Below are 25,612 nucleotides of genomic sequence, written 5' to 3'. Positions count from 1 at the left end.
GATTTCCTTAGAGCTTGATCTCGATGTTGACGTCTGCCGGAAGGTCGAGACGCATCAATGAGTCAACTGCCTTAGGAGTTGGGTCAATGATGTCGATAACGCGCTTGTGGGTGCGCATCTCGAAGTGCTCGCGGCTGTCCTTGTACTTGTGTGGGGAACGGATCACACAGACCACGTTCTTTTCTGTCGGCAATGGCACTGGGCCAACCACAGTCGCGCCTGCACGGGTAACCGTGTCGACGATCTTGCGTGCCGAAGTGTCAATGACCTCGTGGTCATATGACTTAAGTCGAATGCGGATTTTCTGTCCGGCCATCTTGACTCGCTCTCGTTCACATTCGCGGTCTCCCGCGAAACGCTTAGTAGCACTACTGATGTTGCACCACTGTTTTACTGTCAAACCCAGTTGCCTGGGGTACTGCTTGTCCGACCCACGCTGTCGGGCGTGTCGCTTATTTTTCACAAGCGAACCCGAGATTGTTTTATCGGATACATTTTTGTTCTAGCTGCCGGGGGATCTATCTCTCGATGAATCACATGCCTGCAGTGGTTTACGCCAGATAGCGCAACAACTCACGAACTTGTCTATCTTGCCACACATTGGCGTGTCTATGCAAGTTAATGTTTTGGGCAGGAGTATCTTTCTGCCCCGAGTTAAATCAAAACTCCCCCGGTCGAAACCGAGGGAGATTGATGATACTTACTTCTTCTTTTTACCCTTTTTGGTCAACTTCTTCAGGACCTGCTTGGCGACCTTTTCGGCCACCTTTTTAGCAATCTTTTTTGTCTCTTTGCTCGCGGTCTTCTTGGCCAGCTTTTCAGTTGCTTTAGCAGCAGCCTTCGCTGCAACCTTGGCTGGGTCTACTGGCTTCTTTGCGGCTTCCGGTTTCACTGGCTCGGTTACCTTGGTTGGAACCGCTGGCTTAGCGGCCGCGCGTGGAGCTGATGTGCGAGCAGGAGTCGCACGAGTTGCACGGACGGCTGGCTTGGCGGTGGATGGAGTTTTTGGAGTTGCTGGCTGTGCAGCTGAAGATTCATTGGTCATGTTTTAAGTCTGTCAAAGCCGGGTTGTGAACAACAGGCAAACAGGCAGTTAGAAAGTTAAATCTCTATTCACTAGGTGAACTTTAACGCGCCACCAACGACGTGGAATTCGCGCGTGGACGACTATCGCCGCCTGGCTCGGTTAGAGAAAAAGACCCGAGATTTCTCTCGGGTCTTTCTCTAAGTAACTGAAATTACTTGGTGATCTTGGTTACGGTACCCGCACCAACGGTACGTCCACCTTCACGGATAGCGAAGCGAAGACCCTCTTCCATAGCAATTGGCTGGATTAGCTCAACTGACATTTCGGTGGTGTCGCCAGGCATAACCATTTCAGTACCTGCAGGAAGGGTGATAACACCAGTCACGTCAGTGGTACGGAAGTAGAACTGTGGGCGGTAGTTTGCGTAGAACGGGTTGTGACGGCCACCCTCATCCTTTGAAAGGATGTAGACGTTTGCGTCAAAGTTGGTGTGAGGGGTGATTGAGCCTGGCTTACATACAACCTGGCCGCGCTCAACTTCTTCACGCTTGATACCACGGATCAAGATACCTACGTTCTCGCCAGCCTCTGCAAAGTCGAGTAGCTTGCGGAACATTTCGATACCGGTAACGGTGGTCTTCTGCTTGTCGCGGATACCAACGATCTCAACTTCGTCGTTCACGTTGATCTGACCGCGCTCAACCTTACCGGTTAGAACGGTTCCACGACCAGTGATGGTGAAAACGTCTTCAACAGGCATAAGGAATGGCTTGTCGGTGTCGCGCTGTGGCTCTGGAATGAACTCGTCACAAGCGTTCATAAGGTCAAGCACACGCTGACCCCACGCTGCGTCGCCCTCAAGTGCCTTTAGAGCTGAAACCTTGATTACAGGAGCGTCGTCACCAGGGAACTCGTACTGTGAAAGAAGTTCACGAACTTCCATCTCAACTAGCTCTAGGATTTCTTCGTCGTCAACCATGTCTGACTTGTTTAGAGCAACAACGATGTAAGGAACGCCAACCTGGCGAGCAAGAAGCACGTGCTCCTTGGTCTGAGGCATAGGACCGTCAGTTGCAGCTACTACAAGGATCGCGCCGTCCATCTGTGCGGCACCGGTGATCATGTTCTTGATGTAGTCAGCGTGGCCTGGAGCGTCTACGTGTGCGTAGTGACGCTTCTCGGTCTGGTACTCAACGTGTGAGATGTTGATGGTAATACCGCGCTGCTTCTCCTCAGGAGAGTTGTCGATCTGGTCGAACGCGTATGAAGCGTTGATCGCAGGGTATGCATCGTGTAGAACGCGGGTGATCGCAGCGGTCAAAGTGGTCTTACCGTGGTCAACGTGACCGATGGTACCAATGTTGACGTGCGGCTTGGTGCGCTCGAATTTCGCCTTAGCCATTATGGGTCCTCCTCAGGACTCGTTGTAAATCACCGGACAAGGTTTTGCCCAGAAAGATTTAGGGGTTTACAGGATTTCTATCTTAGTTGGTCTTGAAGCAGTTCTGCTGAACTACTACTCGCCCTTGTTCTTCTGAACGATCTCGTCAGCAACAGCCTTTGGAACCTCTTGGTAGGTTTCGAAGGTCATTGAGTAAACCGCACGACCCGAAGTCTTCGAGCGCAGGTCACCAACGTAACCGAACATTTCAGACAATGGCACGAGGGCGCGAACGACCTTGACGCCTGAAGCGTCGTCCATCGACTGGATCTGACCACGACGCGAGTTGAGGTCACCGATAACGTCACCCATGTATTCCTCAGGGGTACGTACTTCAACGGCCATCAACGGCTCGAGCAGAGTAGGTTGTGCTAGTCGAGCTGCCTCCTTGTAGGCAATCGAACCAGCAATCTTAAACGCCATTTCAGATGAGTCAACATCGTGGTAGGCGCCATCAAGAAGGGTTGCCTTTACGCCAACTACTGGGTAACCAGCAAGGGTACCGACAAGCATTGCATCCTGGATACCAGCGTCAACTGACGGGATGTACTCGCGAGGAACGCGACCACCGGTAACAGCGTTGACGAACTCGTAGGTCTTCTCGCCTTCAACTTCCATAGGCTCAAGAGCAATCTGGACCTTAGCGAACTGACCTGAACCACCGGTCTGCTTCTTGTGGGTGTAGTCGTACTTCTCCACCTTGCGCTTTAGGGTCTCGCGGTAAGCAACCTGAGGCTTACCAACGTTTGCCTCAACCTTGAACTCGCGACGCATACGGTCAACCAGGATGTCTAGGTGAAGCTCACCCATACCTGAGATAACGGTCTGGCCGGTCTCGTGGTCGTGCTCAACGCGGAAGGTTGGGTCTTCTTCAGAAAGCTTCTGAATTGCAAGACCTAGCTTCTCCTGGTCACCCTTGGTCTTTGGCTCAATAGCAACCGAGATAACTGGCTCTGGGAAAGTCATCGACTCTAGAACGATCTGGTTGTCTGGGTCACAAAGGGTGTCACCAGTGGTTACGTCCTTTAGACCGATAGCCGCGTAGATGTGGCCAGCGGTTACAGAGTCAACTGGGTTTTCCTTGTTGGCGTGCATCTGGAAAAGCTTTCCGATGCGCTCCTTCTTGCCCTTGGTCGAGTTAACGATCTGGTCGCCAGAGTTAGCTGAGCCTGAGTAAACGCGGATGTAGGTAAGACGACCGAAGAATGGGTGGGTCATAACCTTGAATGCAAGTGCTGAGAATGGAGCGTCAGACTTTGGCTCGCGGGTTAGACGAATTTCTTCGTTGTTTGGGTCTCCACCCTCAACAGCTGCAACGTCAAGTGGTGACGGCAGGTAGTCAACAACAGCGTCAAGCATTGGCTGAACACCCTTGTTCTTGAAAGCAGAACCACAAAGAACTGGGTAGATCTCTGAGTTAACAGTTAGCTTGCGAATCGCAGCCTTGATTTCCTTCTCGGTAAGTTCTTCGCCACCGAAGTACTTCTCCATAAGGGCTTCGTCGGTCTCAGCAACGGTCTCTAGAAGAACGGTGCGGTAGTGGTCAGCCTTCTCTTTAAGGTCAGCTGGAATCTCTTCAACGTTGTACTTCGCGCCCATTTCGACGTCTCCGCGCCAGGTTAGAGCCTTCATCTGAACGATGTCTACAACACCTTCGAAGGTTGACTCAGCACCGATTGGGATCTGAATTACTAGTGGCTTGGCACCAAGACGGTTGATGATGGTGTCTACGGTGAAGTAGAAGTCAGCACCTAGCTTGTCCATCTTGTTTACGAAACAGATACGAGGAACGTCGTACTTGTCAGCCTGGCGCCATACGGTCTCAGACTGAGGCTCAACACCCTCCTTGCCGTCGAACACTGCAACAGCGCCGTCAAGAACGCGAAGTGAGCGCTCTACCTCAACGGTGAAGTCAACGTGACCTGGGGTGTCGATGATGTTGATCTGGTTCTTGTCCCAGAAACAGGTGGTCGCAGCCGAGGTAATGGTAATACCGCGTTCCTGCTCCTGCTCCATCCAGTCCATGGTCGCAGCGCCATCGTGAACTTCACCAATCTTGTGGGTGATACCTGTGTAAAACAGGATTCGCTCAGTGGTAGTTGTCTTACCAGCGTCAATGTGAGCCATGATGCCGATGTTGCGAACCTTGTTTAGGTCGGTAAGCACGTCTTGTGCCACGGTGTCCTCCGGGAGTTTGTTTTTGTTGAATAAAGAAAAAAGTACCTCCGCCCAATTAACCCAGGGTTAACGAGCGGAGGTACGAAGTTTTTACCAGCGGTAGTGTGCGAAAGCCTTGTTTGATTCGGCCATCTTGTGGGTGTCTTCGCGACGCTTTACAGCTGCGCCAAGACCGTTAGATGCGTCAAGAATCTCGTTCATTAGACGCTCGGTCATGGTCTTCTCGCGACGAGCCTTTGCGTAGCTAACCAACCAACGCATAGCTAGGGTGTTGGCACGGTGTGCCTTTACCTCAACTGGAACCTGGTAGGTTGAACCACCAACGCGGCGTGAACGAACCTCAACGGTTGGACGCACGTTGTCTAGAGCCTTCTTTAGAAGAACAACAGCGTCAGTGCCTGACTTGTTGTTTGCACCCTCAAGAGCACCGTAAACGATTGACTCTGCGATTGACTTCTTGCCGTCAAGCAGGATCTTGTTCACTAGCTGTGAGACTACTGGTGAGCTGTATACCGGGTCGGCTACAACTGGACGCTTAGTAACTGGGCCTTTACGTGGCATTTAGATTACTTACCCTTCTTTGCACCGTATTGGCTACGAGCCTGCTTACGGTTCTTAACTGCCTGGGTGTCTAGTGCACCACGAACGATCTTGTAGCGAACACCTGGAAGGTCCTTAACACGACCACCGCGAACAAGCACCATTGAGTGCTCCTGCAGGTTGTGACCCTCGCCTGGGATGTAAGCGGTAACTTCGATACCGTTCGATAGCTTGACACGAGCTACCTTACGTAGCGCTGAGTTTGGCTTCTTTGGGGTGGTGGTGTACACACGAGTACACACGCCACGACGCTGCGGGCTCTGCTTTAGAGCCGGGGTCTTTGACTTTGAGACCTTCGGCGTGCGACCCTTGCGGACCAACTGCTGAATTGTTGGCACAACTTCTCCTTGTTAAATCCGGCACGTTTGCACCAGATGCTGCTGTTTTGAAAACATACTTTTGCGTACCAGATTGGTACTGCGAAAGTTTCTTGGCCCACCGGAGCAATTGTTTGCTAGCAAGGGCGATACGTATGCTTTAGCACACGTCCTTCCAAGACTACCTGAAAAGGCTCCGGTGGGTCAAATGGTTTTTTGGGCTACTACTTCTCTTCTGAGTAAGACTCGATAGAAGTGAAGCTCAAATCGGTTGCGCTGAAGTCATCTGAGAAGTCTGAAGACTCTACTGAATCAGCCCAAATGCGGTTCGGGTACTTCTCAGCCTTAGCCTCTTCGGTCGCCTCAACAGTGATGTTGCGGTAAACCTTAAGACCGGTACCAGCTGGGATGAGCTTACCGATGATGACGTTCTCCTTTAGACCAACTAGTGGGTCTTCGCGACGGTCAAGAGCTGCCTGAGTTAGAACTCGGGTGGTCTCCTGGAACGAAGCAGCAGATAGCCATGACTGCGCAGCCAATGAAGCACGGGTCATACCCATTACTTCTTGACGAGCAGACGCAGGCTTCTTGCCCTCGCCTACTGCAGCGCGGTTGATCGCGGTGAAGCGGTTGCGGTCGATGATCTCACCAGGAAGCATGTCGGTGTCACCACTGTCAATAACAGTGACCTTACCTAGCATCTGACGAACAATAACCTCAAGGTGCTTGTCGTGCAGAGGCACACCCTGTGAGCCATAGATTGCCTGAACACCACGGATGATCTCGGCGGCTGCTTCACGGGCACCCTTAACCATTAGAACTTCGTGTGGGATCGGGGTTCCGTCAACTAGGTAGTCTCCGGCCTTTACAACCTCACCCTTTTCGACCAATAGGTCATCTGGGTTAGAAACTGAGGTGATTGGGCTGTATGGAGACAGCTTCTTGAAGGTCTTTGAGGTAGTACGGCTGAATGAGTACTGGTTAGCCAGGTCTTCAGCTGCCTTCTCAGCGGCCTCACCGTTCGGACGAACGTAGATGTCGAACTTCTTGGCGCCACCTGAGGTTGGAACCTCAACGATGTCGACGGTGCCAGGCCAGAATGCCATAACGGCAACCTTGCCCTGCTGGCGCCAACCAACACGTGCTTCTAGAAGGTCGGTAACACCGTTTAGACCCTGGGTGATGTCATACGAGATCAGACGCTCAACACGAACCTTCTGACCACCGATTGACTTCAAGATGGTCTGCTTCTTAGCTGACGATGCAGCACCACCGGTGTGGAAGGTACGCATGGTTAGCTGAGTTCCAGGCTCACCGATTGACTGAGCAGCGATGATACCAATGGCCTCACCAAGCTCAACTGCGTCACCGGTTGCAAGTGAGATGCCGTAGCAAAGTGCACAAACACCCTGCAGCGACTCACAAGTAAGCACTGAACGAACAGATACAGACTCAACGTCAGCAGCCTTGAATGCATCCACTAGCTTCTGGTCAACAGTCTGACCAGCCTTAGCGATTACGTTCTTGCCAACTAGAACATCGTTCTGCAGCGCACGGTGTAGAACAGACAGTTCAATAGTCTGCTCATCCCAGTTGCCATCGATGTCCTTTAGAGACTTCTCAAGACCCTTGTTGGTGCCACAGTCGTGCTCGCGAACGATTACATCCTGGGCAACGTCAACTAGACGACGGGTTAGGTAACCGGCAGCAGCAGTCTTCATTGCGGTGTCAGCGTTACCCTTACGGGCACCGGTTGCGTTGATGAAGTACTCGTTGGCGGTTAGACCTACAAGGTAGTTACCCTTCACAGGCATCGGAGCAAAGTCACCAGATGAGGTAGCTACTGGACCACGCATACCGATGATCGAACGAATCTGTAGCCAGTTACCACGGGCACCAGATGTCACCATCTTGAAGATTGCGTTGTCAGCAGGGATTGACTCCTGAAGCAAGTTCTGGATCTCGTTGGTGCGCTTGAACCATAGTGCACCTAGCTCGTCACGACGCTCTAGGTCAGACTTCAGACCGTTGTCGAACGCTTCCTGAATCTTGGTGTGCTCTTTCTCGCCATCGATAATCATCTTTGAACGAGCCTTGTCGAATGCACCAGATGCGTCGAAGTTTGCGTCAGCAATAGACATCGATACACCCGAGCGAGTTGCCCAGTGGAAACCGGCATCCTTGATGCGGTCTAGAGACTGTGCAACCTCAACACGTGAGAACTTCTCTACAAGCTCAGCAACGATCTTTCCGATCTCTTTCTTGCCAACCTGTAGCTCCTGGTAGTCATACGCGTCAGGCAGGGCCTGGTTGAATAGCGCACGGCCAAGAGTGGTCTCGTGAAGCTTTAGCTCACCGTTCTTTTCGAAACGGATGCGAGCCTTGGCCTGTAGGTCAAGAGCCTTTGCGTCGTAAGCCATGGTGGCTTCTGCGATTGAACCGTATAGGTTGCCCTCGCCGACTGCGCCCTCCTTCAGGGTGGTCATGTGGAATAGACCAATGATCATGTCCTGAGTAGGAACAGCAACCGGACGACCATCTGATGGCTTCAAGATGTTGTTTGAAGCAAGCATCAAGATGCGAGCCTCAGCCTGAGCCTCTACAGATAGTGGAAGGTGAACTGCCATCTGGTCACCGTCGAAGTCAGCGTTGAACGCAGCACAAACGAGTGGGTGAAGCTGGATTGCCTTACCTTCAACTAGCTGAGGCTCGAAAGCCTGGATACCTAGACGGTGAAGGGTAGGTGCACGGTTTAGCAGAACTGGACGCTCGCGAATAACTTCTTCTAGAACACCCCAAACCTGCGGACGTGAACGCTCAACCATGCGCTTTGCAGACTTGATGTTCTGAGCTAGGCCCAGGTCAACAAGGCGCTTCATTACGAATGGCTTGAAGAGCTCGAGTGCCATCAGCTTTGGAAGACCACACTGGTGCAGCTTCAGCTGAGGACCAACAACGATAACCGAACGACCTGAGTAGTCAACGCGCTTACCTAGAAGGTTCTGGCGGAAACGACCCTGCTTACCCTTTAGCAAGTCAGATAGCGACTTCAGGGCACGGTTACCGGTACCGGTAACTGCACGGCCACGACGACCGTTGTCGAATAGAGCATCGACTGCCTCTTGAAGCATGCGCTTCTCGTTGTTAAGGATGGTCTTTGGAACTGCACCTAGATCGATGAAGCGCTTTAGACGGTTGTTGCGGTTGATCACACGACGGTATAGGTCGTTTAGGTCAGAGGTAGCAAAGCGGCCACCATCAAGCTGAACCATAGGACGAATTTCTGGCGGAAGAACCGGCAGAACGTCTAGGACCATTGAGGTTGGTGGGGTGCTTGAACCGATGAATGACTGAACAACCTTGAGGCGCTTGATTGCCTGAGTCTGCTTTGAACCCTTGGTGGTTGCAATCTGCTCACGAAGCTCGGCAGCAGCAGCATCAAGATCAAACTCAGCAAGAACGCGCTGAACGGCCTCGGCGCCGATTGAGGTGTCGAAGTACTCGCCGAAGCTGTAGTCGAAGTGGTCAAAGATGACGTCGTTCTGGATTAGGTCGCCTGACTTAACGGTCAGGAATAGACGCCAAGCTAGCTGCTCCTTCTGGAGGTTAGCTGGGCGCTCTACGCGAGCGTATTCCTTAACGATCTTGTCGGTCTTCTTCTTGAACTCAGAAAGAAGCTGCTTGATCTGCTTCTCTTCTGCAGGAGTGCGAACTACTGGCAACTGCTCGTTGTCGGCAGCCTCTTCAGCAGCGGCAACAGCCTTCTTGCCCCAGAAGCCCTCAGGGTTCTTCTCTTCAGCTTCAACCAACTGCTCGATGGTCTTCGCGAACTGAGCGTCAACCCAGACCGGAGCTTCCCAAACCTTGATTGATGGCTCTAGAGCAAGGCCAAGAGCGTTCAGTGCGTCGTACTCAGCCTGAGCAACAGCCAGCATTTCATCCTGGCGAGACTCAAGAAGAGTGTTCAAACGGTGAACGTAGTCTTCTTTGATTAGTGCACGGTCAAGGGTGATGTCTTCGTGGTGAATTGACATCACGCGGTAAGCCGCAAAGTAAATGATCTTCTCAAGGTCCTTTGGTGCCATGGCTAGCAAGTAGCCAAGACGTGAAGGAACACCCTTGAAGTACCAGATGTGGGTAACCGGAGCAGCAAGCTCGATGTGACCCATGCGCTCACGGCGCACAGATGACTTGGTTACCTCAACACCACAGCGCTCACAAACGATGCCCTTGAAGCGGACACGCTTGTACTTGCCACAGCTGCACTCCCAGTCCTTGGTAGGACCGAAGATCTTTTCACAGAAAAGACCGTCCTTTTCAGGCTTTAGGGTGCGGTAGTTGATGGTCTCTGGCTTCTTTACTTCACCGTTTGACCAAGAGCGGATGTCTTCTGAGGTGGCTAGACCAACTCGGAGAGCGTCGAAGTTTTCAACTTCCATGATTTCTTCTCTTTCCTAAATCTCTTAGAAACCGGTGAATTCGGTGTCGACCGATGATGATTCGTTGCGTGAAAGGTTGATGCCGAGTTCTTCCGCAGCGCGGTCTGACTCGAAGTCATCTTCCTTTAGAGATACAACCTGGCCAGCAGCGTTGAGAACCTCAACGTTTAGAGCTAGCGACTGCATTTCTTTGGCAAGAACACGGAATGACTCTGGGATACCAGGAGCCTGGATGTTCTCACCCTTAACGATTGCCTCATAGGTCTTCACACGACCGGTAATGTCGTCAGACTTGATGGTTAGAAGCTCCTGCAGGGTGTGCGCAGCACCGTATGCCTGTAGGGCCCAAACTTCCATCTCACCGAATCGCTGACCACCGAACTGAGCCTTACCACCAAGTGGCTGCTGAGTAATCATTGAGTAAGGACCGGTTGAACGGGCGTGGATCTTGTCGTCTACCAAGTGGTGGAGCTTCAAGATGTACATGTAACCAACTGAGATGTCCTCTGGGAACGGCTCACCTGAACGGCCATCGAATAGACGAGCCTTACCGGTCTCCTTAACCAAGCGCTGACCATCGCGGTTAGGCAGGGTTGACTTTAGAAGACCAACAATTTCGTCCTTTGAAGCGCCGTCGAAAATCGGGGTTGCAACCTTGGTGCCAGGCTCAGCTGAACGCATTGCGTCAACCATGCTGTCGGCCCACTTAGCTACACCCTCAACGTTCCAACCCTGCTTTGAGATCCAACCAAGGTGGGTCTCAAGGATCTGACCGAAGTTCATACGACCAGGAATACCTAGTGGGTTTAGAACAACGTCAACCGGGGTTCCGTCTTCCATGAATGGCATGTCTTCGACCGGAAGGATCTTAGAAATAACACCCTTGTTACCGTGACGACCAGCAAGCTTGTCACCCTCGGTAATCTTGCGCTTCTGTGCGATGTGAACTACTACGCGCTGGTTTACACCGGCACCTAGCTCGTCGTCGCCAGCCTCGATGTCGAACACCTTGACACCGATAACGGTGCCCTGCTCGCCGTGAGGAACCTTGAGTGAGGTGTCGCGAACTTCGCGAGACTTCTCGTTGAAGATGGCACGGAGCAAACGCTCTTCAGCTGAAAGCTCGGTCTCACCCTTAGGGGTTACCTTACCGACCAGGATGTCGCCAGGGCGAACCTCAGCACCGATGCGGATGATGCCGCGCTCGTCTAGCTGAGCAAGAGCCTCTTGCGAAACGTTTGGTAGGTCAGCAGTGATCTCTTCTTTACCAAGCTTGGTGTCGCGAGCGTCAACCTCATACTCTTCAATGTGAATTGAAGAAAGGGTGTCTTCCTTGACCAAGTTCTGGCTCAGGATGATCGCGTCTTCGAAGTTGTGACCCTCCCATGGCATGAATGCCACTAGAAGGTTCTTACCAAGAGCTAGCTCACCCAAGTCAGTTGAAGGACCATCGGCAAGAACCTCGCCGGCCTCAACGCGCTGACCAGCCTCAACGATTACTCGCTGGTTGATGGCAGTGCCCTGGTTTGAACGGTCGAACTTACGAAGGACGTATTCCTTTACGCCGCCCTTGTCAGTCTGAATGGTGATGACGTCTGCAGAAACCTCAGCAACAACACCAGCAAGCTCGTTGACGACAACTGCGCCAGAGTCGATTGCTGCAACGCGCTCCATACCGGTACCAACGAATGGTGAGTCAGAGCGAAGCAGTGGAACTGCCTGACGCTGCATGTTGGCACCCATAAGTGCACGAGACGAGTCGTCGTGCTCAAGGAACGGAATCAAAGAGGTAGAAACAGAAGCTAGCTGACGAGGTGAGATGTCTAGGTAGTCAACATCAGCTGCGTCAACCTCAACAACGTCACCCTGGTAGCGAGCAAATACCTTCTTGTTTGCAAAGGTCTTGTCTGCGTTTAGTGGGGTCTCAGCCGCACCGATTGCCTTGCCCTGCTCAGCAGCTGCATCTAGGTACTCGATCTTGCCTGAAACCTTGCCGTTTACAACCTTGTTGTAAGGGGTTTCGATGAAGCCGAATGCGTTGATACGTGCATAAGCGGTTAGCGAACCGATAAGACCAATGTTTGGACCTTCAGGAGTCTCAACAGGACACATACGTCCGTAGTGAGAAGGGTGAACGTCACGGACCTCCATCTGGGCACGCTCACGAGCGATACCACCAGGACCAAGCGCTGATAGACGACGCTTGTGTGCGAGGCCTGCCAGTGGGTTGTTCTGGTCCATGAACTGTGAAAGCTGTGAAGCACCGAAGAACTCCTTGATCGCGCTTACGACTGGGCGCAAGTTGATCAGGGTCTGTGGGGTGATTGCCTCGATGTCCTGAGTTGACATACGCTCGCGAACCACGCGCTCCATACGGCTTAGACCGATGCGGACCTGGTTCTGGATAAGCTCGCCAACGCTGCGGATGCGGCGGTTAGAGAAGTCATCGATGTCGTCAGAAGAAACAGCAATCTTGGCAGTCTTGCCACCCATCTTGACTGGGAACTCTAGGCGAGCACCGGTTGAGATGGCAGCTGAGTTTGCGATCTGCTGGTCGAATAGAAGTAGGTACTTCAGGGTAGCTACAACGTCTTCTACGGTCAGGGTGTTCTGAGCAGCGTCAACGTTTAGACCTAGCTTGCGGTTGAGCTTGTGACGACCAACCTTTGCCAAGTTGTAGCGCTTTGACTCGAAGTAGGTTGACTTCAACCAAGCTTCTGAAACCTCAGCACCTGCGGTCTCGCCACGTACCTTGCGGTACAACTCACGAAGGGCGTCTTCTTTGGTGATGATTGGGTTTGCGAAGACCTTTGACTTGTCGTAAGCCAAGGTGTTCTCAATTAGGTCAAGGTCGAATGTCCAGTTTGGAGCGCCGGCCTTTACAGCTGACTCGATGTCCTTGAACTCTTCGCGGATCTGGTCTTCGGTTAGGCCAAGAGCCTTTAGGAAGATGGTTGCTGAGACCTTGGTCTTGCGGTCAACCTGAACCTGGATGATTGGCTGGCCGAAGCGAGCGATTGGCTTGCGGTCATCGCGAACCCACTCGGTTAGGAACTCTAGGTAAGAACCACGGCTAGGGATGATCTGAGCCTTGTTGTTACGAACGTCGAGGTTACCGGTGGTGTTGGTTGAAACAGAGAAGTAAACACCAGGTGATCGAACCAACTGTGAAACAACAACACGCTCGGTGCCGTTGATAACGAAGGTTCCCTTTTCGGTCATGACTGGGAAGTCACCCATGAACACGGTCTGAGACTTGATCTCACCGGTTAGGTAGTTGGTGAACTCAGCCTTGATGTAAAGCGGCTGGGTGTATGACTTGCCCTTGGTCTTGCACTCGTCAGGGGTGTATGACGGGTCGTAGAGCTCTGGGTTTCCGAAGGTAAGGCCCATCTTTGCGTCCTGTGACGAGTTTGATGAGTCTTCGATAGGAGAGATCTCCTCGAAGATTTCCTCTAGACCAGTCTTAGCGGCTGGACCTTCTTTTTCACGCCATGCAGGGTTACCGACGAGCCAGTCAAAGCTCTCGGTCTGCAGGCTCAATAGATCTGGAAGTTCGATAGGTTCTGGTGACTTAGCAAAGCTAAGGCGTTTTGCCAGACGATCGTTCTTCATGGTTTTTGCGTTCTTCGCAGCCAATGTTCCTCCAAGGAATACTGCTATTCATCAATCGCGACTTGATAAATAGATGGGGTGAAAAATCGCAACCTAAAACCGGTGACGCCTCAATATGCGGTCACGCGCGCAGCCAAAATATGCATGCGGGGTGTTTGGGAGCAAAGGTTTAGTCTATCGCCGTTATAGAACGGTTGTAAACAATTTTTCTGTAAATACGCTGAGTTTTTCTGAATAGTGCTAGAAGAACAAAAACAGCTTGGCGCGCAGAGTTTTTTCGAAATTTTCCATCGAACCGTTGATGGTCGCCAGGTCGCGAGCGTCAAGCAACATCGATGTTGAACCGTCTTCAAATTTGGCCAAAACGCACGGCTCACGACCGGTGCTTGATGCGGTGGTTTCTAAACCAACCCCATAGTCAGCCCTAAATCTGGCGTCTAAAGCCTTGAAGGCTCCCTTTTGCCGTGAAATCCGTTTAAAATCGCAAGTTTTGGCTCCAAATAGCCCCTTTTGGGCCAGGTGAACCCCAACGATGGCAACCGGCGTAGATTGCATTAGCAGCTAACTAGAGCGTCGTTAATGGTGTCGGCCCAAACCTGAGCATCGTCGACGGCTATGACCAGGCGCTTGTATCGGTTGGCCTTGCCGGTTGCCAGTGTGATCTCGACTGATGGTCGGTTGGCGCGCCAGAGCGAGAAGGTCCAGCCACCGGTTTTGCCACCGCGCCAATAACTGCCGTAAAAAACGAACATAGGAACAGCCGTGCCGGGAACGCGCAGGCCGAGGGTCTTCCACACATCTGCCGACGCTACATTTGCACCGCGAACCAGAGCGGCGGGAATCGATAGGTCACCGTGCACAGCAAAAATACGCTCGGCAGTAGTGAGCTTGAGCTCAAGGTGGGTTGGGGTCAAAACGATTTGCGCCATGGTCTAAGTCTTACAGACGGCCGTGCCTAACCAACCCAAACGTCAAAGACTTTGTTGTCGCGCACCAGCAGGTTGATTCGCTGCGGCGAATAGTCCTCGGTGAGGGCAAATTGCTTGCCATCGCGCTCGGCAATTCGGTGGCTGTAGCCTGCTTCTTTAATTGCCTGGATGGCCGCTGCCTCAGTCATTCCGATTACCGTGATCGCAAACTGCATGGTTTCGTGGGCAATCTTGGCAAAGTCGTTGTCATCGTCGAGTTCTGCCTGGGTTAGTGCGACCGCTGGGGCATCGGTGTAGGTCCAGTTTGCTGGGTTTTCACCTCGGTTGGGGTCACGACTGAAGCCAATGGTCAGCACGTACAAGTCATCAATGCTTCTGCGCAAAGTCACAATTTTTGCCAGACCGTCATCCTGGCCAGGCATATAAAACATGACACCGCTGTAAAAAGTTGTTTGATCCCAGTTGATTAGCTCTGTGCTCATTGTTGTGAGGCAAAATTGCTGGGCTGCTACCTCGTTTGAGGCAAGGTTGCTTGCCGTTGGGTACTGCGAGTCTCGCGAATAACCGTCTGCCTGGAAGCGAGCCGCGAACGCCAAAACATCGGTGCAAATCTGATTTGGCTCTACCGAAATTGGCGCCGTGAAGGCAAGCTCGTAATACCGGTCGGCACAAACGACCAGGCCTCCGCAATCGCCCTCGGTGCTTTCTTCAAGCAGCGTGAAGTGGTCGAGGCCCGAGTTGGTGGCCAACTGCTCGACAAGAGGCTCGGTTCTTGAAACGCATCCGGTTAGCGAAATAGTCGCAAGCAAACCGGCCACCACTGCGGCCATGAATCTTTTTGGCTTAGCCCACGTTGACGTCAACAACGATGAGCCCCACGATTGAAAGATTGATTCTGGTTGGACGGTAGTCAAGAGTGACTGGGAACGATTCGCCGTCGCGTTCAACTACGCGGTACTCGTAACCGCGGGCCTCGATTGCTCGAATCGCATCCTGCTCCTCAAGTCCGATTAGCGTCTTGGCAAACTCCAAGGTTTCGGCGGCAACTTCATCGAAGTTGAATGGAGGGTCTGTGTGAGTTGGGCCCGGAACAGAAGAGGGCACCGGATACGGCACAAAAATTACACAGCCGGTGAGGGGCAAAGTCGTGCCGGCAATAAGGGCAAGCCCAGTTAGGAATCTTTTCATTAAAGCCTCCTGAAGATGGCGGTTACGGTGGGATTTGAACCCACGGTGGGCTTTCACCCACACAACTTTTCGAGAGTTGCACCTTCGGCCGCTCGGACACGTAACCGTCAAATAGGCTACTACACCCAGCTGGGCTTGCTAAAGCCCCAGAAGTTCTGCCAGGTGGTCAGGGTTTTCGGCGAGCGCATCTGCCTCGGCCCACTCGGCCTGGTTGCCGTAACCCCACTTCACCAAAATCACATCGATGCCGTGTTCGCGCGCACCTTCAACATCGTGAATTCGGTCACCGATCAAAACCGTGCGGGTTAGGTCAGCGCCTTGTTTTTGTAATTCATCGAGTGCGTAGGTGACAACGTCTTTTTTGGCACTGCGGGTTTGGTCGTTAGAAGCTGTGCCCAGAACGTCAAACAGGTCCAAGATTCCAAACATTTCACCGATAACTTCAACGCCCGATAGGCCTTTTGAAGTTGCCAGGGAGTTTGCCCGGCCGGCGGCGCGATTGCGCTCGACAAGGTCAACAACACCTGGGAAGAGTTGGCAGTTTTGAGCACCGCCACCGCGAAGGTATTTCTCGCGATAGACGTTTAGGCATTCGGCGGCGAGCGCTGGTTCGAAGCCAAGGATTTCACCAAAGGTCACCGGCAGCGGTGGGCCCATGAATGAACGCATCTCGTCAACCGGAGGAACCGGCAAACCCAAGGTAGTAAAGGTGTGAATGAAGGACTCGAAAATGCCGGGGGCTGAGTCAACAATGGTTCCGTCGAGGTCCCACAGGACAGTTGTATAGGTCAATTAATTAGCGCTTATCTGCAAAGAATTGCTTTAGTTGGGCGGCGGCTTGGTCTTCGAGTACTCCCCCGATAACTTCAACCGGGTTTCCAAGTCTTGAATCTCTTAGAAGGTCGTATAAAGAACCGGATGCACCAACGCGGTCATCCCAAGCACCAAAGACAACCTTTGGAATTCGGGCGGCAACAATGGCACCGGCACACATCACACAAGGTTCTAATGTGACCACCAAGGTGCAGCCGGTTAGGCGCCAGTCTTTGAGCAGCGCTGCGGCTTCGCGAATGGCAATAAGTTCTGCGTGGCCAGTTGGATCGTTGGTTACTTCACGATTGTTGTGAGCGTTGGCAATTTGGTTGCCGTCGGCATCGATGATGATTGCGCCTACCGGAACATCGTTGCCAGATTTGGCCGCTTCGGCGAGCGCGATTTCCATGAGTGCTGGGTAATCCATAGTCTTAAGAGTATGCGAGTTCACATTGCCGATCACCCTCTAATCACTCACAAGCTCACCATCTTGCGTGACAAGAACACCCCGTCTCCGGTGTTCCGTCAGTTGGTTGAAGAACTAGTGACTCTTTTGGCCTACGAGGCCACCCGCGATGTTCGCGTTGAGAAGGTTCAGATCGAAACCCCAGTGACTACTTTTGACGGTGTGAAGTTGGCAAAGCCTCGCCCGATTATCGTGCCGATTCTGCGTGCTGGTCTTGGAATGCTTGAGGGCATGACCAAGTTGCTGCCTACCGCGACCGTTGGTTTCTTGGGTATCAAGCGCAACGAAGAAACTCTACAGCCTGTGACCTACGCAAACCGTTTGCCAGATGACCTGAGCGGTCGCCAGGTGTTTTTGATTGACCCGATGTTGGCTACTGGCGGAACCCTGATCGATTCGATTGATTATGTGTTTGAACGTGGTGCGACTGACGTGACTGCAGTTTGCCTGCTTGGCGCACCTGAGGGTGTTGCGGCTCTCGAGGCACATGTGCACGGTAAAGATGTGAAGTTGGTTCTGGGTGCTCTCGATGAGCGTTTGAACGAACACGGATACATCGTGCCTGGCCTCGGCGATGCGGGCGACCGTTTGTACGGCTTGGCTGAATAACCCCGCTAACACTTTGGCTGTGGCCGTTAGCTGGCCCGGCCACACTAGAAGCACCTCCCGTGCGTTCAGTGAACCCCCACAAATTTGACCAATCTGGATAGGTTCACCCCCGTCAACCTATTCATAATTGACGAATTTTGCCTAATCAAAATGCCAACTATGTTGGCCGCTAAATCAGACCGATTTCTGGGCCTTCCGACCCTCGGGTTCTCCACACATTTACAAAACCGAATCAACTTTTTGCATAGGCAAAATAGTTTGGCCGCATGTCTAATTACGCCTACCCACCCCGCATGCACATCGACTTCACCCACATCATCAACACCAGTTGCCACCTTGTGATCGGTGTGATTTTCAAAATGCATACGCAAAACGCCAAGTTCAGAGGTGACCGGCACACAAACCCAATCGGGCCAACCAGATCACATACCTATACCGCCCTTCAAATTCTCAAAACCACCCAGGGCAAACTATCGGTGCACCGACGAGCCTTTGAGGGCAAGCACATTGATAACCACAAATATTTTGCCGTCACGCCGAATTTTCAGATTGAGCTACAGGCGGCGGTCTTGAAGCACTTTGAAGAACTGAACCGGTTTTTGATTGAGACCCGCTTGGTTCCGCTGACCCGCTCGGCCGCCCTACTTAGGTGTCTTGCACGCTACCCGATTGTGTCGATTCGTCAGCTGGCCGAAAACGCGCAGGTGGCCGAGGTCACGGCAAGGCGCTGGCTGAACATCCTGGTGAAGAATCACTTGATGACCAAAGAGTTTTTTGGTGGGCAGAATCAGTTTTTGAACACCGATTACCTTGCGCTAATCGATTCACAGGCAAAGCGGGCACTGGGGACAAACTCGGTGATTGATTCGCGATCTCGATGAATGGAGGCGGCCAACAAAGATGGCTTTTTGCGTAGGCAAAATCGGGCAATTATGAACAGGTTGGCGGGTGCGAACCTATCCAGATTGGTCAAATTTGTGGGGGTTCACTGAACGCACGGGAGGTAACCCTTGTGTGGCCGAGCCAGCTGACGGCCACCTTAGGCCTCTCGCTGATAGCCTAGAAACCTGATGAGCGAGACAAACACTGAAGCACGCGGATTTGCGCTGTACGTTGGCGTAGACGAAGAGACCGCCAAAGCAGCCGGCACCAGCCTGGCCGAATTGGTGACCAAACTTCGTGCCACCGTTGCCGAGGTGGTTCCGGCCGCAGCTAACGAGACTTACGCAGCAGTTGCCCTGGCACCAAAGGGTGCCGGAGGCCGACCTATCGATGTGGTGAGAACTGCGCTGCGCGACCCACGCGCGATTGACAAAATTGTTGACGCCCAGGTTCACGTTGAAGAAGACAACACCCAGGGCCTAGTGGTTGACGCCCAGCGCCACAAGGTTTTTGTTGACGGCGAAAACGCAGACCTCACCTACAAAGAATTTGCCCTGATCAACTACCTGATTTCACACGAGGGCGCGACAATTCCGCGCCAAGAAATCATCGACATTTTGTGGTCGGGCGATGAAGAAAATGCCCCAAACCAGAGAACCATCGATGTGCATATTCGACGCCTGCGCGCAAAGATTGCCGGCTACGAAGACATCATCAGAACGGTTCGTGGTGGCGGCTACCGCTTTGATAACCACCCAGACGTAATCTACGAAATCTAGTGTTGCCCGAGTCAAACGCAGCGCTCAAGCAAGCCGAACTAGTTGACAAACTAACCGCCCAAATTCTTGAGCTGATTGAAGACGGGAACCCAACCCCGATTGTTTTGATCGACGGCCGAGCAGGATCGGGCAAATCTACCTTGGCCGACCTATTGCAGCGCCGGCTGTTCAAAGAAGGCGAATCCCTGCCACGCGTGGTTCACATGGACGACCTCTACCTGGGCTGGGACGGACTTGAGCAGGGCTCGGACTACATGCTGCGATTTGTGCTGCGGCCAACCGCCAAGAGAACCGTTGCCGAGTGGCGCGAATTTGACTGGGCAGCCGAACAAACCGGTCACACCATCGAGCGCCTGGGTGCTTGGCGAGAATTTAGAGGCGGAACACCGCTGATTATTGAAGGCTGCGGAGCCCTGAGCGAAGCCGCTGCAGAGCTGGCAGACATCAAAGTGTGGCTGGAAGTCAGCGAAGAAACCCGTCACGAGCGCTGGCTAAAACGCGAAGGCTCTGATGAGTTTTGGGGCCGCTGGGCTGCGCAAGAACTTGAGTTTTATGCCCGCGAAAAATCGCCAAACCACGCAGACATAATCGGCAATTAGTTAATTAGTCGGTAAGCCTTTTTATAGGCGTCAAGATCTTCTCTTCGACCAACCGCAACGATGTAGATAAGGTCTTCAGCATTTTCTTGAATCGAGCCCTAGGGGCCGGTTGGAGCTTTTTCCAGTCCTTTAGAGCGCTCGGCTCGAATGCTATCGAGTAAGGCATCAGGACTCAGAGATCGTCAATTGAAACGTGGACCGCTTGGTCGCGATTTTTCAGAGCATCAGCAACTACAGGCACCAAGGCTGCGTCGTCCAGCAGGTCTTGAATGCGTTCCCAATGCTCAGGATTCACAACATAAAAAGCCGGTGAGTTATTGGTCAGAACGCAAAATACCTGGCCTTTTGCATCTCTAACCGCTTGATTTGGATTGGCCTTAAATTCAGAAATACTGATCGTCATGTCAGCAAGTATTACGTCCATTTGCCACTCATTTCACTGGATGAATAAATCAGTGTATAAGTCGCCGAGGTTTAAATCTAGACCTGAATTTAGGACTGTCTGTTTTTCATCCAAGCACGGAAGCCAGCAACCAAAGACGCCAGGATGAAGAAAATGGCGATGGCGTAGGACGCATTTTTTACCGCCGGAATTGAAGCGGCAAAATAACCCGTGACAGTTAGACCGGTACCCCAGGTGAGCGCACCAACCAGGTTGGCGCTAAAGAATTTGTAGTAGTTCATTCGAGAGATGCCCGCGATTGCCGGCACAAAAACACGCGCCCAAGGCATAAACCGCGAGATAACCACAGCCCACCAACCCCAAGCCGAATAAAACGCCTCAGACTTGGCGATTGCCGAACGCAACCACTTGCCCTCACGTTTATCGAGGTATGGCCGCCCAAAATGCCGGCCGAGGGTGTAACCAACCTGATCGCCCAGCCAAGCTGCAACACCAACACCGATGGCCATGACCCAAATGTTGACCTCATTGGCCGTGCCGGCTGTTCCGGCAGCAACCAAACCGGCCGCAAAAACTAGGGAATCACCGGTGACAAACGGCACAAAGGCGCCGACGAACAAACCGGTGCCGGCAAAGACCAAACCCCAAACCACTCCGTAAAAAAGCCACGGACCGATTTGGTCATACCAAGTAGCGATCTCGTCAGAAATCGCTAGGTGAATTACCGGGTTCATAAAGACAAGCCTATGGCTTGCCGGTCAACACAATCTCGTCAAGCTCAAGACGGGTGCGCGGAGCAATCTCACGCTCGTAAGCCGGACCCTCAAGGGTGGTGGCCGGTGCAACCTTGCCCAGAGTCACAACCACCAAGATCTCAACGCCAGCAGGTAGCTCAAGTGCCTCGGTCAAAACCTGGTGCTCAATGCCGCCCATGATGTGTGCGTGCAAACCAAGTTCGTGCGCCTGAATAACCAACTGCGATGTTGCCAAACCGGCATCAAACTTTGCGCTCTTAACCGGTGAACCATCAGCGTGGTGAGTGGTTACTGACACTGCAACGTAGGCCGATGCGTTTGGTGACCAAGCAGCGTTGAAACCGCCTAGGCCAGCACGAATCTTTTCAAACAAGTCGGTGCCGCGGGTGGCAACCGAGAAACGCCATGGCTGAGTGTTGTTGCCGCTTGGCGCCCAGCGAGCTGCCTCGAGCACAGACAAAAGCTCGTGCTGCGAAATCTCGTGGGTTGCGTCGTACGCACGTGGGCTCCAGCGCTCGGCTAGAACAGGAAGGATTGGGGCTGCGGTGATGGCTGATTTACTCATAGTTCAAGTCAAGCCGGGCTTGTCAGAAATTATTCCCAGAAATTCAAGGACTAAATTTCGAGGTTAGTGGCCCGCAAAAAACCTGACAAAAGCATTGGGTTGCCATACTCGGCGGTCAGAGGATCGACCAGGACGATGTAGGTCGGCGACTCGGCATCGATGATGACATCACCCTCAAGAAAGTAGTGACGAATCATCTCGGTAGGTGACAAAAAGCTGCCCGAAACGTGGGTGACTGCGCCGGCCTCGGCCGCGGCCTCAAGAACTGCCTCGTTGGATGACAAAACAATGGTGACGTCAATCTTGCCGTTTTCTAGCTCTTCATCGTCTTCATTATTTGGATAGTCGGCGATGGCCTGAATGCAACGGTCAAGCATAGTGATGCCGTGCTCATCGGGGGCAATGATGGCCCCAAACTGATCGGCGCTGGGAACGTGGTCGGCAATGACCGCGTAGACAAACTCATCGTTATTCATTGAAACCCCCGTTGGTTTGATGAAGCAATTACCGAAAGACTAGCGAGGTGGCACCTAGGGCGCAAGCAACCACATGACCGGCAGAGCAAACATGGCCAAAACTGCAAAGCCGAGCAAAATCTGCGACCAGCGCGGAGACACCCATCGGCCAAGCAATTGCTTGTCGCGAGCCAAGACCCAAACAATAACCATCAGAACCGGGGCAGCCAATCCGTTGAAAATGGCGGCCAGAATCAAGAAATTTACCGGCGGAATGGACACCAGATTTAGTCCGAGCGCCACCAACATTGACAACACAATGACGCCGTAAAACGCCTTGGCCTGACGCGGCTGCAATTCAAGCGACTCACGCCATCCAAAAGTCTCGGCCACCGCATAGGCCGTCGACCCAGCCAAAACCGGAATCGACAGCAAACCAACGCCGAGGATTCCGAGCAGGAAAAGCAGCCCAGCGTAAGGCCCGGCAATCGGCGCCAGGGCGGCAGCTGCGTCAGCGGCAGACTCTATCTGGGTAATACCCTGCGCGTGCAGTGTGGCACCAGCGGTGACCATGATGGCAAACATGATGAAGACGCCGGTGAACATGCCGGCAAAAACATCGCCGCGCATAGCCCGCATGTGTGTGCCCGACACGCGAACACCTGGCTCGTTGCGCTCTTCGATCTCTTCGGCCGCCTGCCAAAAGAACAGGTACGGGCTGATGGTCGTGCCGGCCAAGGCCAGCAACATGGCAATCGAGGCCTTATCGAAACCAAACCCAGGCAACACGGTTGCCACCGCCACCGCACCCCAATCGATGTCGGCAACAAACAGCACCGCCACATAAGCCAGCAGGCTGAGGGTTAGCCAACGCAGCACCTTGGCGTATCGGTGATAGGGAATGAACAGCTCAGATAACCCCAGCAGCACGGCAAACATGACCACGCCAAACAGCTGATTGATTGGCACCAAAAGCCCAAGGGCCGCCGACATGATTGAAAGATCGGCTGCGATGTTGACCGTGTTGGCAATTGCAACCAGCACCACAGCCAGCACCAAAACCCACCGAGGCAGGCGCGACTTGATGATGGCCGCCAACCCCTGGCCGGTAACCAGCGCCAAACGAGCACAGGCCTCTTGAACCGCAAAAGCTAGTGGCAGCAGCCAGAACGTGCTCCACAAAAACCCAAAGCCAGCCGAGGCTCCCGCCTGCGAATAGGTGCCGATGCCCGAAGGGTCATCATCAGCAGCACCGGTAACCAAACCAGGACCAAGCCGGTTGAAGTATCCGCTCGAGGCAATCTCGCTGCGGACCGGGTGATGCTGCTTTGCGTGACGCCTCATGACTTAATCATCTCTGCTCGATGCTCAAGCTGGTTGGCCGTTTTGCGAATTGGGTTTGACTCGTATGGCAAAACCCCCGCCCTAATCTGTGCGGGCAGATTGGCCAGCACTTTGAGTTGACGATCAATTACCTTCTCGGCGGCCTTTTGGGGCACGTACATCTCAGCGGCTGCCGCCAACATCAATTGGCGCGACCACCCGGTCTTTTTGCCAAAAAGCGGCAAGGCCATCGATGTGTCGTTGTCATAAAAAACCGTGCACAGCAGGTCGTAGGCAGGGGCAACCCGCCACTCGCCAGCTGTGGTCTGCAGCACAGATAGATTCTTGGCGTGAACATCTCCATTGCCCGTTAGCCAAGCAAAGACCAACTGCTTGAATAATTCGTAACCGGCAACTCCCCTGGCTGGGCAACGTGCAATTAGCGCCTTGGCAACATCGATGTATTCAAGCTCATACTTGGCCACCGGATAACGACCAAGCACCTGACAGCCGTCCTCGGCGGCAAGCCTTGATTTGCCCGCACCTCGGCCGTGCCTATCAAACCGTTGTAACCGAAGCGCATGGGCGCCATGGGAGTCAGTCAACAACTCAAAAGGCGCAGTGGCTATGCCACATTTGGCCGCCAGCGCTGAGAAAAACGCCTCATTCTCAACCACCAAAGGCATCTCGGCAGGGTTGAGTTTGAGAATGAAATCGGTGTCGGCCATTTTGGCCGGAACATTGAGCATGCGGCTCGATATTTTGTCTTGCACACCCGGAAGGCCCGAGGCCTTTGAGCCAAAAACCTGCTCACGCAGAACAACAAAGTCAACACCGGCTAGGTCACCGGGCAGCAGGACCGGTGGACGCTCGGCAAGGGGGTCTGCGCCGATGGGCAAAACCTGAGTGTCGCCGATTAGATCAGCCCCAATTTCGAGAAGCAAACCTAGGTCGTTGTCGCGAGAGATTTTGAGCCTCGATGCCACCGCGGCCAACCTGCGGCCCTCGGGCAAGAGCCCCGCAAAAAATGCCGGAGCCGACCCTCCCGAAGTCAGCACTGGTTCTGATGTCAGAGGAAGATTGGTTGCCACTTCAGGCAAACCAGCGGCTAAATAATCGGGCAGGTATGAGAATTTGATGTCGTCGCCCACTCGTTCAAGCTGCGCCGCCAAGATGCCCTGTTTGTATACGTTGGCGACCTGCCCAGACATTAGTTTGCTACCTCAAGGGCCAACCTCAAGCCCAATGTGCTGCAGACCAGCAGAACTTTATCGAGTGCTACCGATGGTTTGCCGCGTTCAAGGTCATAAACAAAGCGCTGCGAAACCCCGGCTAGGTCGGCTAGCTCACCCTGAGTCATGCCCAACGATTTGCGCCGCTGGCGCACGATCACGCCAAGCTGGTCAACTTGCTGCTCTGAATTACTCATAATTACCCCGATTTACGCACGAACGCGCGTATTAGGGCAAGATTACCCGACCCCACTGACAATTACAAGCAAATTCCGCACGAACGCGCGAAAAACGGCCCAAATTAGAACAACCTTGGCACCGAGTCTTCAATGCCGCGCATTGAGTCGTAGTCGAGCACCAAACATTCAATGCCGCGGTCTTCGGCCAGTTTGCGGGCCTGCGGCTTGATTTCTTGGGCGGCAAAGATTCCGCGAACCGGGGCCAACAGCGGGTCGCGATTCAAAAGCTCTAGATAGCGGGTCAGCTGCTCGACGCCATCGATGTCACCGCGGCGCTTGAGTTCGATGGCCACCACCCCACCGGCGGCATCGCGCAACAGAAGGTCTACCGGACCAATGGCCGTAAAGTATTCGCGGCGAATCAGGCTGGCGCCTTCTTCAACCAAATGCAGCTGATCGGCCAGCAACTCTTGCAGGTGCTTTTCAACACCGTCTTTGATCAGACCAGGGTCCTCGCCCAGCTCGTGCTCAAACTCGCTCAGCACCTCAAAAATGCTGATCATGAGGACGTCATCAGTTTTTACCTGCTGCACTCGCCACACGGCTTGAACGCCGATTGAGAGCTGGTCCTCACTCGGGTCAACAAAACTCACCACGCACGGCGGGTTCATCCAGTTGAGGGGCTTATAAGAACCGGAGTCAGAGTGAACCAAGACAGAGCCATCGGCCTTCATGACCAGCAGACGCTTGGCTCGAGGTAGGTGCGCCGAGAGCCTGCCCGCATAGTCAACAGAGCATTCGGCAATGATTAGGCGCAT

Annotated in this window: 26 protein-coding genes and 1 tRNA gene; 4 read left to right on the top strand and 23 right to left on the bottom strand. The window is 53.2% G+C overall.

The window, feature by feature from the left end; all coding sequences use genetic code 11:
- Nucleotides 1-7: 7 nt before the first annotated feature.
- The 15 genes from rpsJ to OO731_RS00685 form a co-directional block, all read right to left on the bottom strand.
- Complete coding sequence (rpsJ, locus tag OO731_RS00755) at nt 8-316, bottom strand: 30S ribosomal protein S10 (protein ID WP_038503182.1); 309 nt, start codon at nt 314-316, stop codon at nt 8-10.
- A 384-nt stretch (nt 317-700) separates the two neighbouring features.
- Entirely contained in the window at nt 701-1,045 is a 345-nt protein-coding gene (locus tag OO731_RS00750; RefSeq protein ID WP_264890284.1) for a hypothetical protein, read from the bottom strand.
- Between the two features lie 193 nt (nt 1,046-1,238).
- Nucleotides 1,239-2,429, bottom strand: coding sequence for an elongation factor Tu (gene tuf / locus OO731_RS00745; protein WP_138274926.1), 1,191 nt, complete (start codon nt 2,427-2,429; stop codon nt 1,239-1,241).
- A gap of 114 nt (nt 2,430-2,543) precedes the next feature.
- A complete protein-coding gene (gene fusA, locus OO731_RS00740; protein WP_138274925.1) occupies nt 2,544-4,646 on the bottom strand; it encodes an elongation factor G in 2,103 nt (700 codons plus the stop codon).
- Between the two features lie 90 nt (nt 4,647-4,736).
- Nucleotides 4,737-5,207 carry a 30S ribosomal protein S7 gene (gene rpsG / locus OO731_RS00735; protein ID WP_138274924.1) on the bottom strand — a complete coding sequence of 157 codons (471 nt, stop codon included), beginning with the start codon at nt 5,205-5,207 and terminating at the stop codon, nt 4,737-4,739.
- A 5-nt stretch (nt 5,208-5,212) separates the two neighbouring features.
- Nucleotides 5,213-5,584 (bottom strand): 30S ribosomal protein S12, encoded by a 372-nt coding sequence (gene rpsL, locus OO731_RS00730; protein WP_138274923.1) that lies wholly within the window; start codon nt 5,582-5,584, stop codon nt 5,213-5,215.
- Nucleotides 5,585-5,787: 203 nt separating this feature from the next.
- Entirely contained in the window at nt 5,788-10,005 is a 4,218-nt protein-coding gene (gene rpoC, locus OO731_RS00725; RefSeq protein WP_246777939.1) for a DNA-directed RNA polymerase subunit beta', read from the bottom strand.
- Between the two features lie 21 nt (nt 10,006-10,026).
- On the bottom strand, nt 10,027-13,617 hold the full coding sequence (locus OO731_RS00720; RefSeq protein WP_264890648.1) for a DNA-directed RNA polymerase subunit beta: 3,591 nt from the start codon (nt 13,615-13,617) through the stop codon (nt 10,027-10,029).
- A 240-nt stretch (nt 13,618-13,857) separates the two neighbouring features.
- Complete coding sequence (locus OO731_RS00715) at nt 13,858-14,172, bottom strand: hypothetical protein (protein WP_264890283.1); 315 nt, start codon at nt 14,170-14,172, stop codon at nt 13,858-13,860.
- Nucleotides 14,172-14,546, bottom strand: coding sequence for a hypothetical protein (locus OO731_RS00710; RefSeq protein WP_264890282.1), 375 nt, complete (start codon nt 14,544-14,546; stop codon nt 14,172-14,174). Before OO731_RS00710 ends, OO731_RS00715 begins: the two co-directional genes overlap by 1 nt.
- A 26-nt stretch (nt 14,547-14,572) precedes the next feature.
- A complete protein-coding gene (locus OO731_RS00705) occupies nt 14,573-15,376 on the bottom strand; it encodes a hypothetical protein (RefSeq protein WP_264890281.1) in 804 nt (267 codons plus the stop codon).
- 13 nt (nt 15,377-15,389) lie between these two features.
- Nucleotides 15,390-15,734, bottom strand: a complete 345-nt coding sequence (locus OO731_RS00700; protein WP_264890280.1) for a hypothetical protein — start codon at nt 15,732-15,734, stop codon at nt 15,390-15,392.
- A 16-nt stretch (nt 15,735-15,750) separates the two neighbouring features.
- Nucleotides 15,751-15,840, bottom strand: a tRNA-Ser gene (locus OO731_RS00695).
- Nucleotides 15,841-15,872: 32 nt separating this feature from the next.
- Nucleotides 15,873-16,526, bottom strand: coding sequence for an HAD hydrolase-like protein (locus tag OO731_RS00690; RefSeq protein WP_264890279.1), 654 nt, complete (start codon nt 16,524-16,526; stop codon nt 15,873-15,875).
- 4 nt (nt 16,527-16,530) lie between these two features.
- Entirely contained in the window at nt 16,531-16,974 is a 444-nt protein-coding gene (locus tag OO731_RS00685; protein ID WP_246030960.1) for a nucleoside deaminase, read from the bottom strand.
- Between the two features lie 12 nt (nt 16,975-16,986).
- Here OO731_RS00685 and upp point away from each other — a divergent pair, with 12 nt between their 5' ends.
- The 4 genes from upp (at nt 16,987) to OO731_RS00665 (ending at nt 19,882) form a co-directional block, all read left to right on the top strand.
- Entirely contained in the window at nt 16,987-17,622 is a 636-nt protein-coding gene (gene upp, locus OO731_RS00680) for a uracil phosphoribosyltransferase (RefSeq protein ID WP_138315144.1), read from the top strand.
- 266 nt (nt 17,623-17,888) lie between these two features.
- Nucleotides 17,889-18,503, top strand: a complete 615-nt coding sequence (locus OO731_RS00675) for a DeoR family transcriptional regulator (RefSeq protein ID WP_264890278.1) — start codon at nt 17,889-17,891, stop codon at nt 18,501-18,503.
- Between the two features lie 189 nt (nt 18,504-18,692).
- A complete protein-coding gene (locus tag OO731_RS00670) occupies nt 18,693-19,283 on the top strand; it encodes a winged helix-turn-helix domain-containing protein (protein WP_138274915.1) in 591 nt (196 codons plus the stop codon).
- 2 nt (nt 19,284-19,285) lie between these two features.
- The gene (locus tag OO731_RS00665; RefSeq protein ID WP_264890277.1) at nt 19,286-19,882 is read left to right on the top strand and encodes an AAA family ATPase; all 597 of its coding nucleotides are present in this window, start codon (nt 19,286-19,288) and stop codon (nt 19,880-19,882) included.
- A gap of 172 nt (nt 19,883-20,054) precedes the next feature.
- Here the strand turns inward: OO731_RS00665 and OO731_RS00660 are convergent, their stop codons facing one another.
- From OO731_RS00660 to nucS, 8 genes are all read right to left on the bottom strand, one after another.
- A complete protein-coding gene (locus OO731_RS00660; RefSeq protein WP_264890276.1) occupies nt 20,055-20,306 on the bottom strand; it encodes a type II toxin-antitoxin system Phd/YefM family antitoxin in 252 nt (83 codons plus the stop codon).
- Between the two features lie 68 nt (nt 20,307-20,374).
- Nucleotides 20,375-21,019 carry a DedA family protein gene (locus OO731_RS00655; RefSeq protein ID WP_172956806.1) on the bottom strand — a complete coding sequence of 215 codons (645 nt, stop codon included), beginning with the start codon at nt 21,017-21,019 and terminating at the stop codon, nt 20,375-20,377.
- Between the two features lie 10 nt (nt 21,020-21,029).
- Nucleotides 21,030-21,605 (bottom strand): nitroreductase family protein, encoded by a 576-nt coding sequence (locus tag OO731_RS00650; protein ID WP_264890275.1) that lies wholly within the window; start codon nt 21,603-21,605, stop codon nt 21,030-21,032.
- A gap of 50 nt (nt 21,606-21,655) precedes the next feature.
- Entirely contained in the window at nt 21,656-22,081 is a 426-nt protein-coding gene (locus OO731_RS00645) for a hypothetical protein (RefSeq protein WP_264890274.1), read from the bottom strand.
- 54 nt (nt 22,082-22,135) lie between these two features.
- Nucleotides 22,136-23,404, bottom strand: coding sequence for a divalent metal cation transporter (locus OO731_RS00640; RefSeq protein WP_264890273.1), 1,269 nt, complete (start codon nt 23,402-23,404; stop codon nt 22,136-22,138).
- Nucleotides 23,401-24,594: a type II toxin-antitoxin system HipA family toxin gene (locus OO731_RS00635; RefSeq protein WP_264890272.1), complete on the bottom strand. Its 1,194-nt coding sequence runs from the start codon at nt 24,592-24,594 to the stop codon at nt 23,401-23,403. The genes OO731_RS00640 and OO731_RS00635 overlap by 4 nt, the downstream gene beginning before the upstream one ends.
- A complete protein-coding gene (locus OO731_RS00630) occupies nt 24,594-24,812 on the bottom strand; it encodes a helix-turn-helix transcriptional regulator (RefSeq protein ID WP_264890271.1) in 219 nt (72 codons plus the stop codon). Before OO731_RS00630 ends, OO731_RS00635 begins: the two co-directional genes overlap by 1 nt.
- Before the next feature lie 104 nt (nt 24,813-24,916).
- Complete coding sequence (gene nucS, locus OO731_RS00625) at nt 24,917-25,612, bottom strand: endonuclease NucS (protein ID WP_264890270.1); 696 nt, start codon at nt 25,610-25,612, stop codon at nt 24,917-24,919.

The sequence above is a fragment of the Rhodoluna sp. KAS3 genome (genome assembly GCF_026000575.1).
Classification (GTDB): Bacteria; Actinomycetota; Actinomycetes; order Actinomycetales; family Microbacteriaceae; genus Rhodoluna.
The sequence above is the reverse complement of the archived record's forward strand: the minus strand, read 5'-3'. Positions and strand labels throughout refer to the sequence as shown.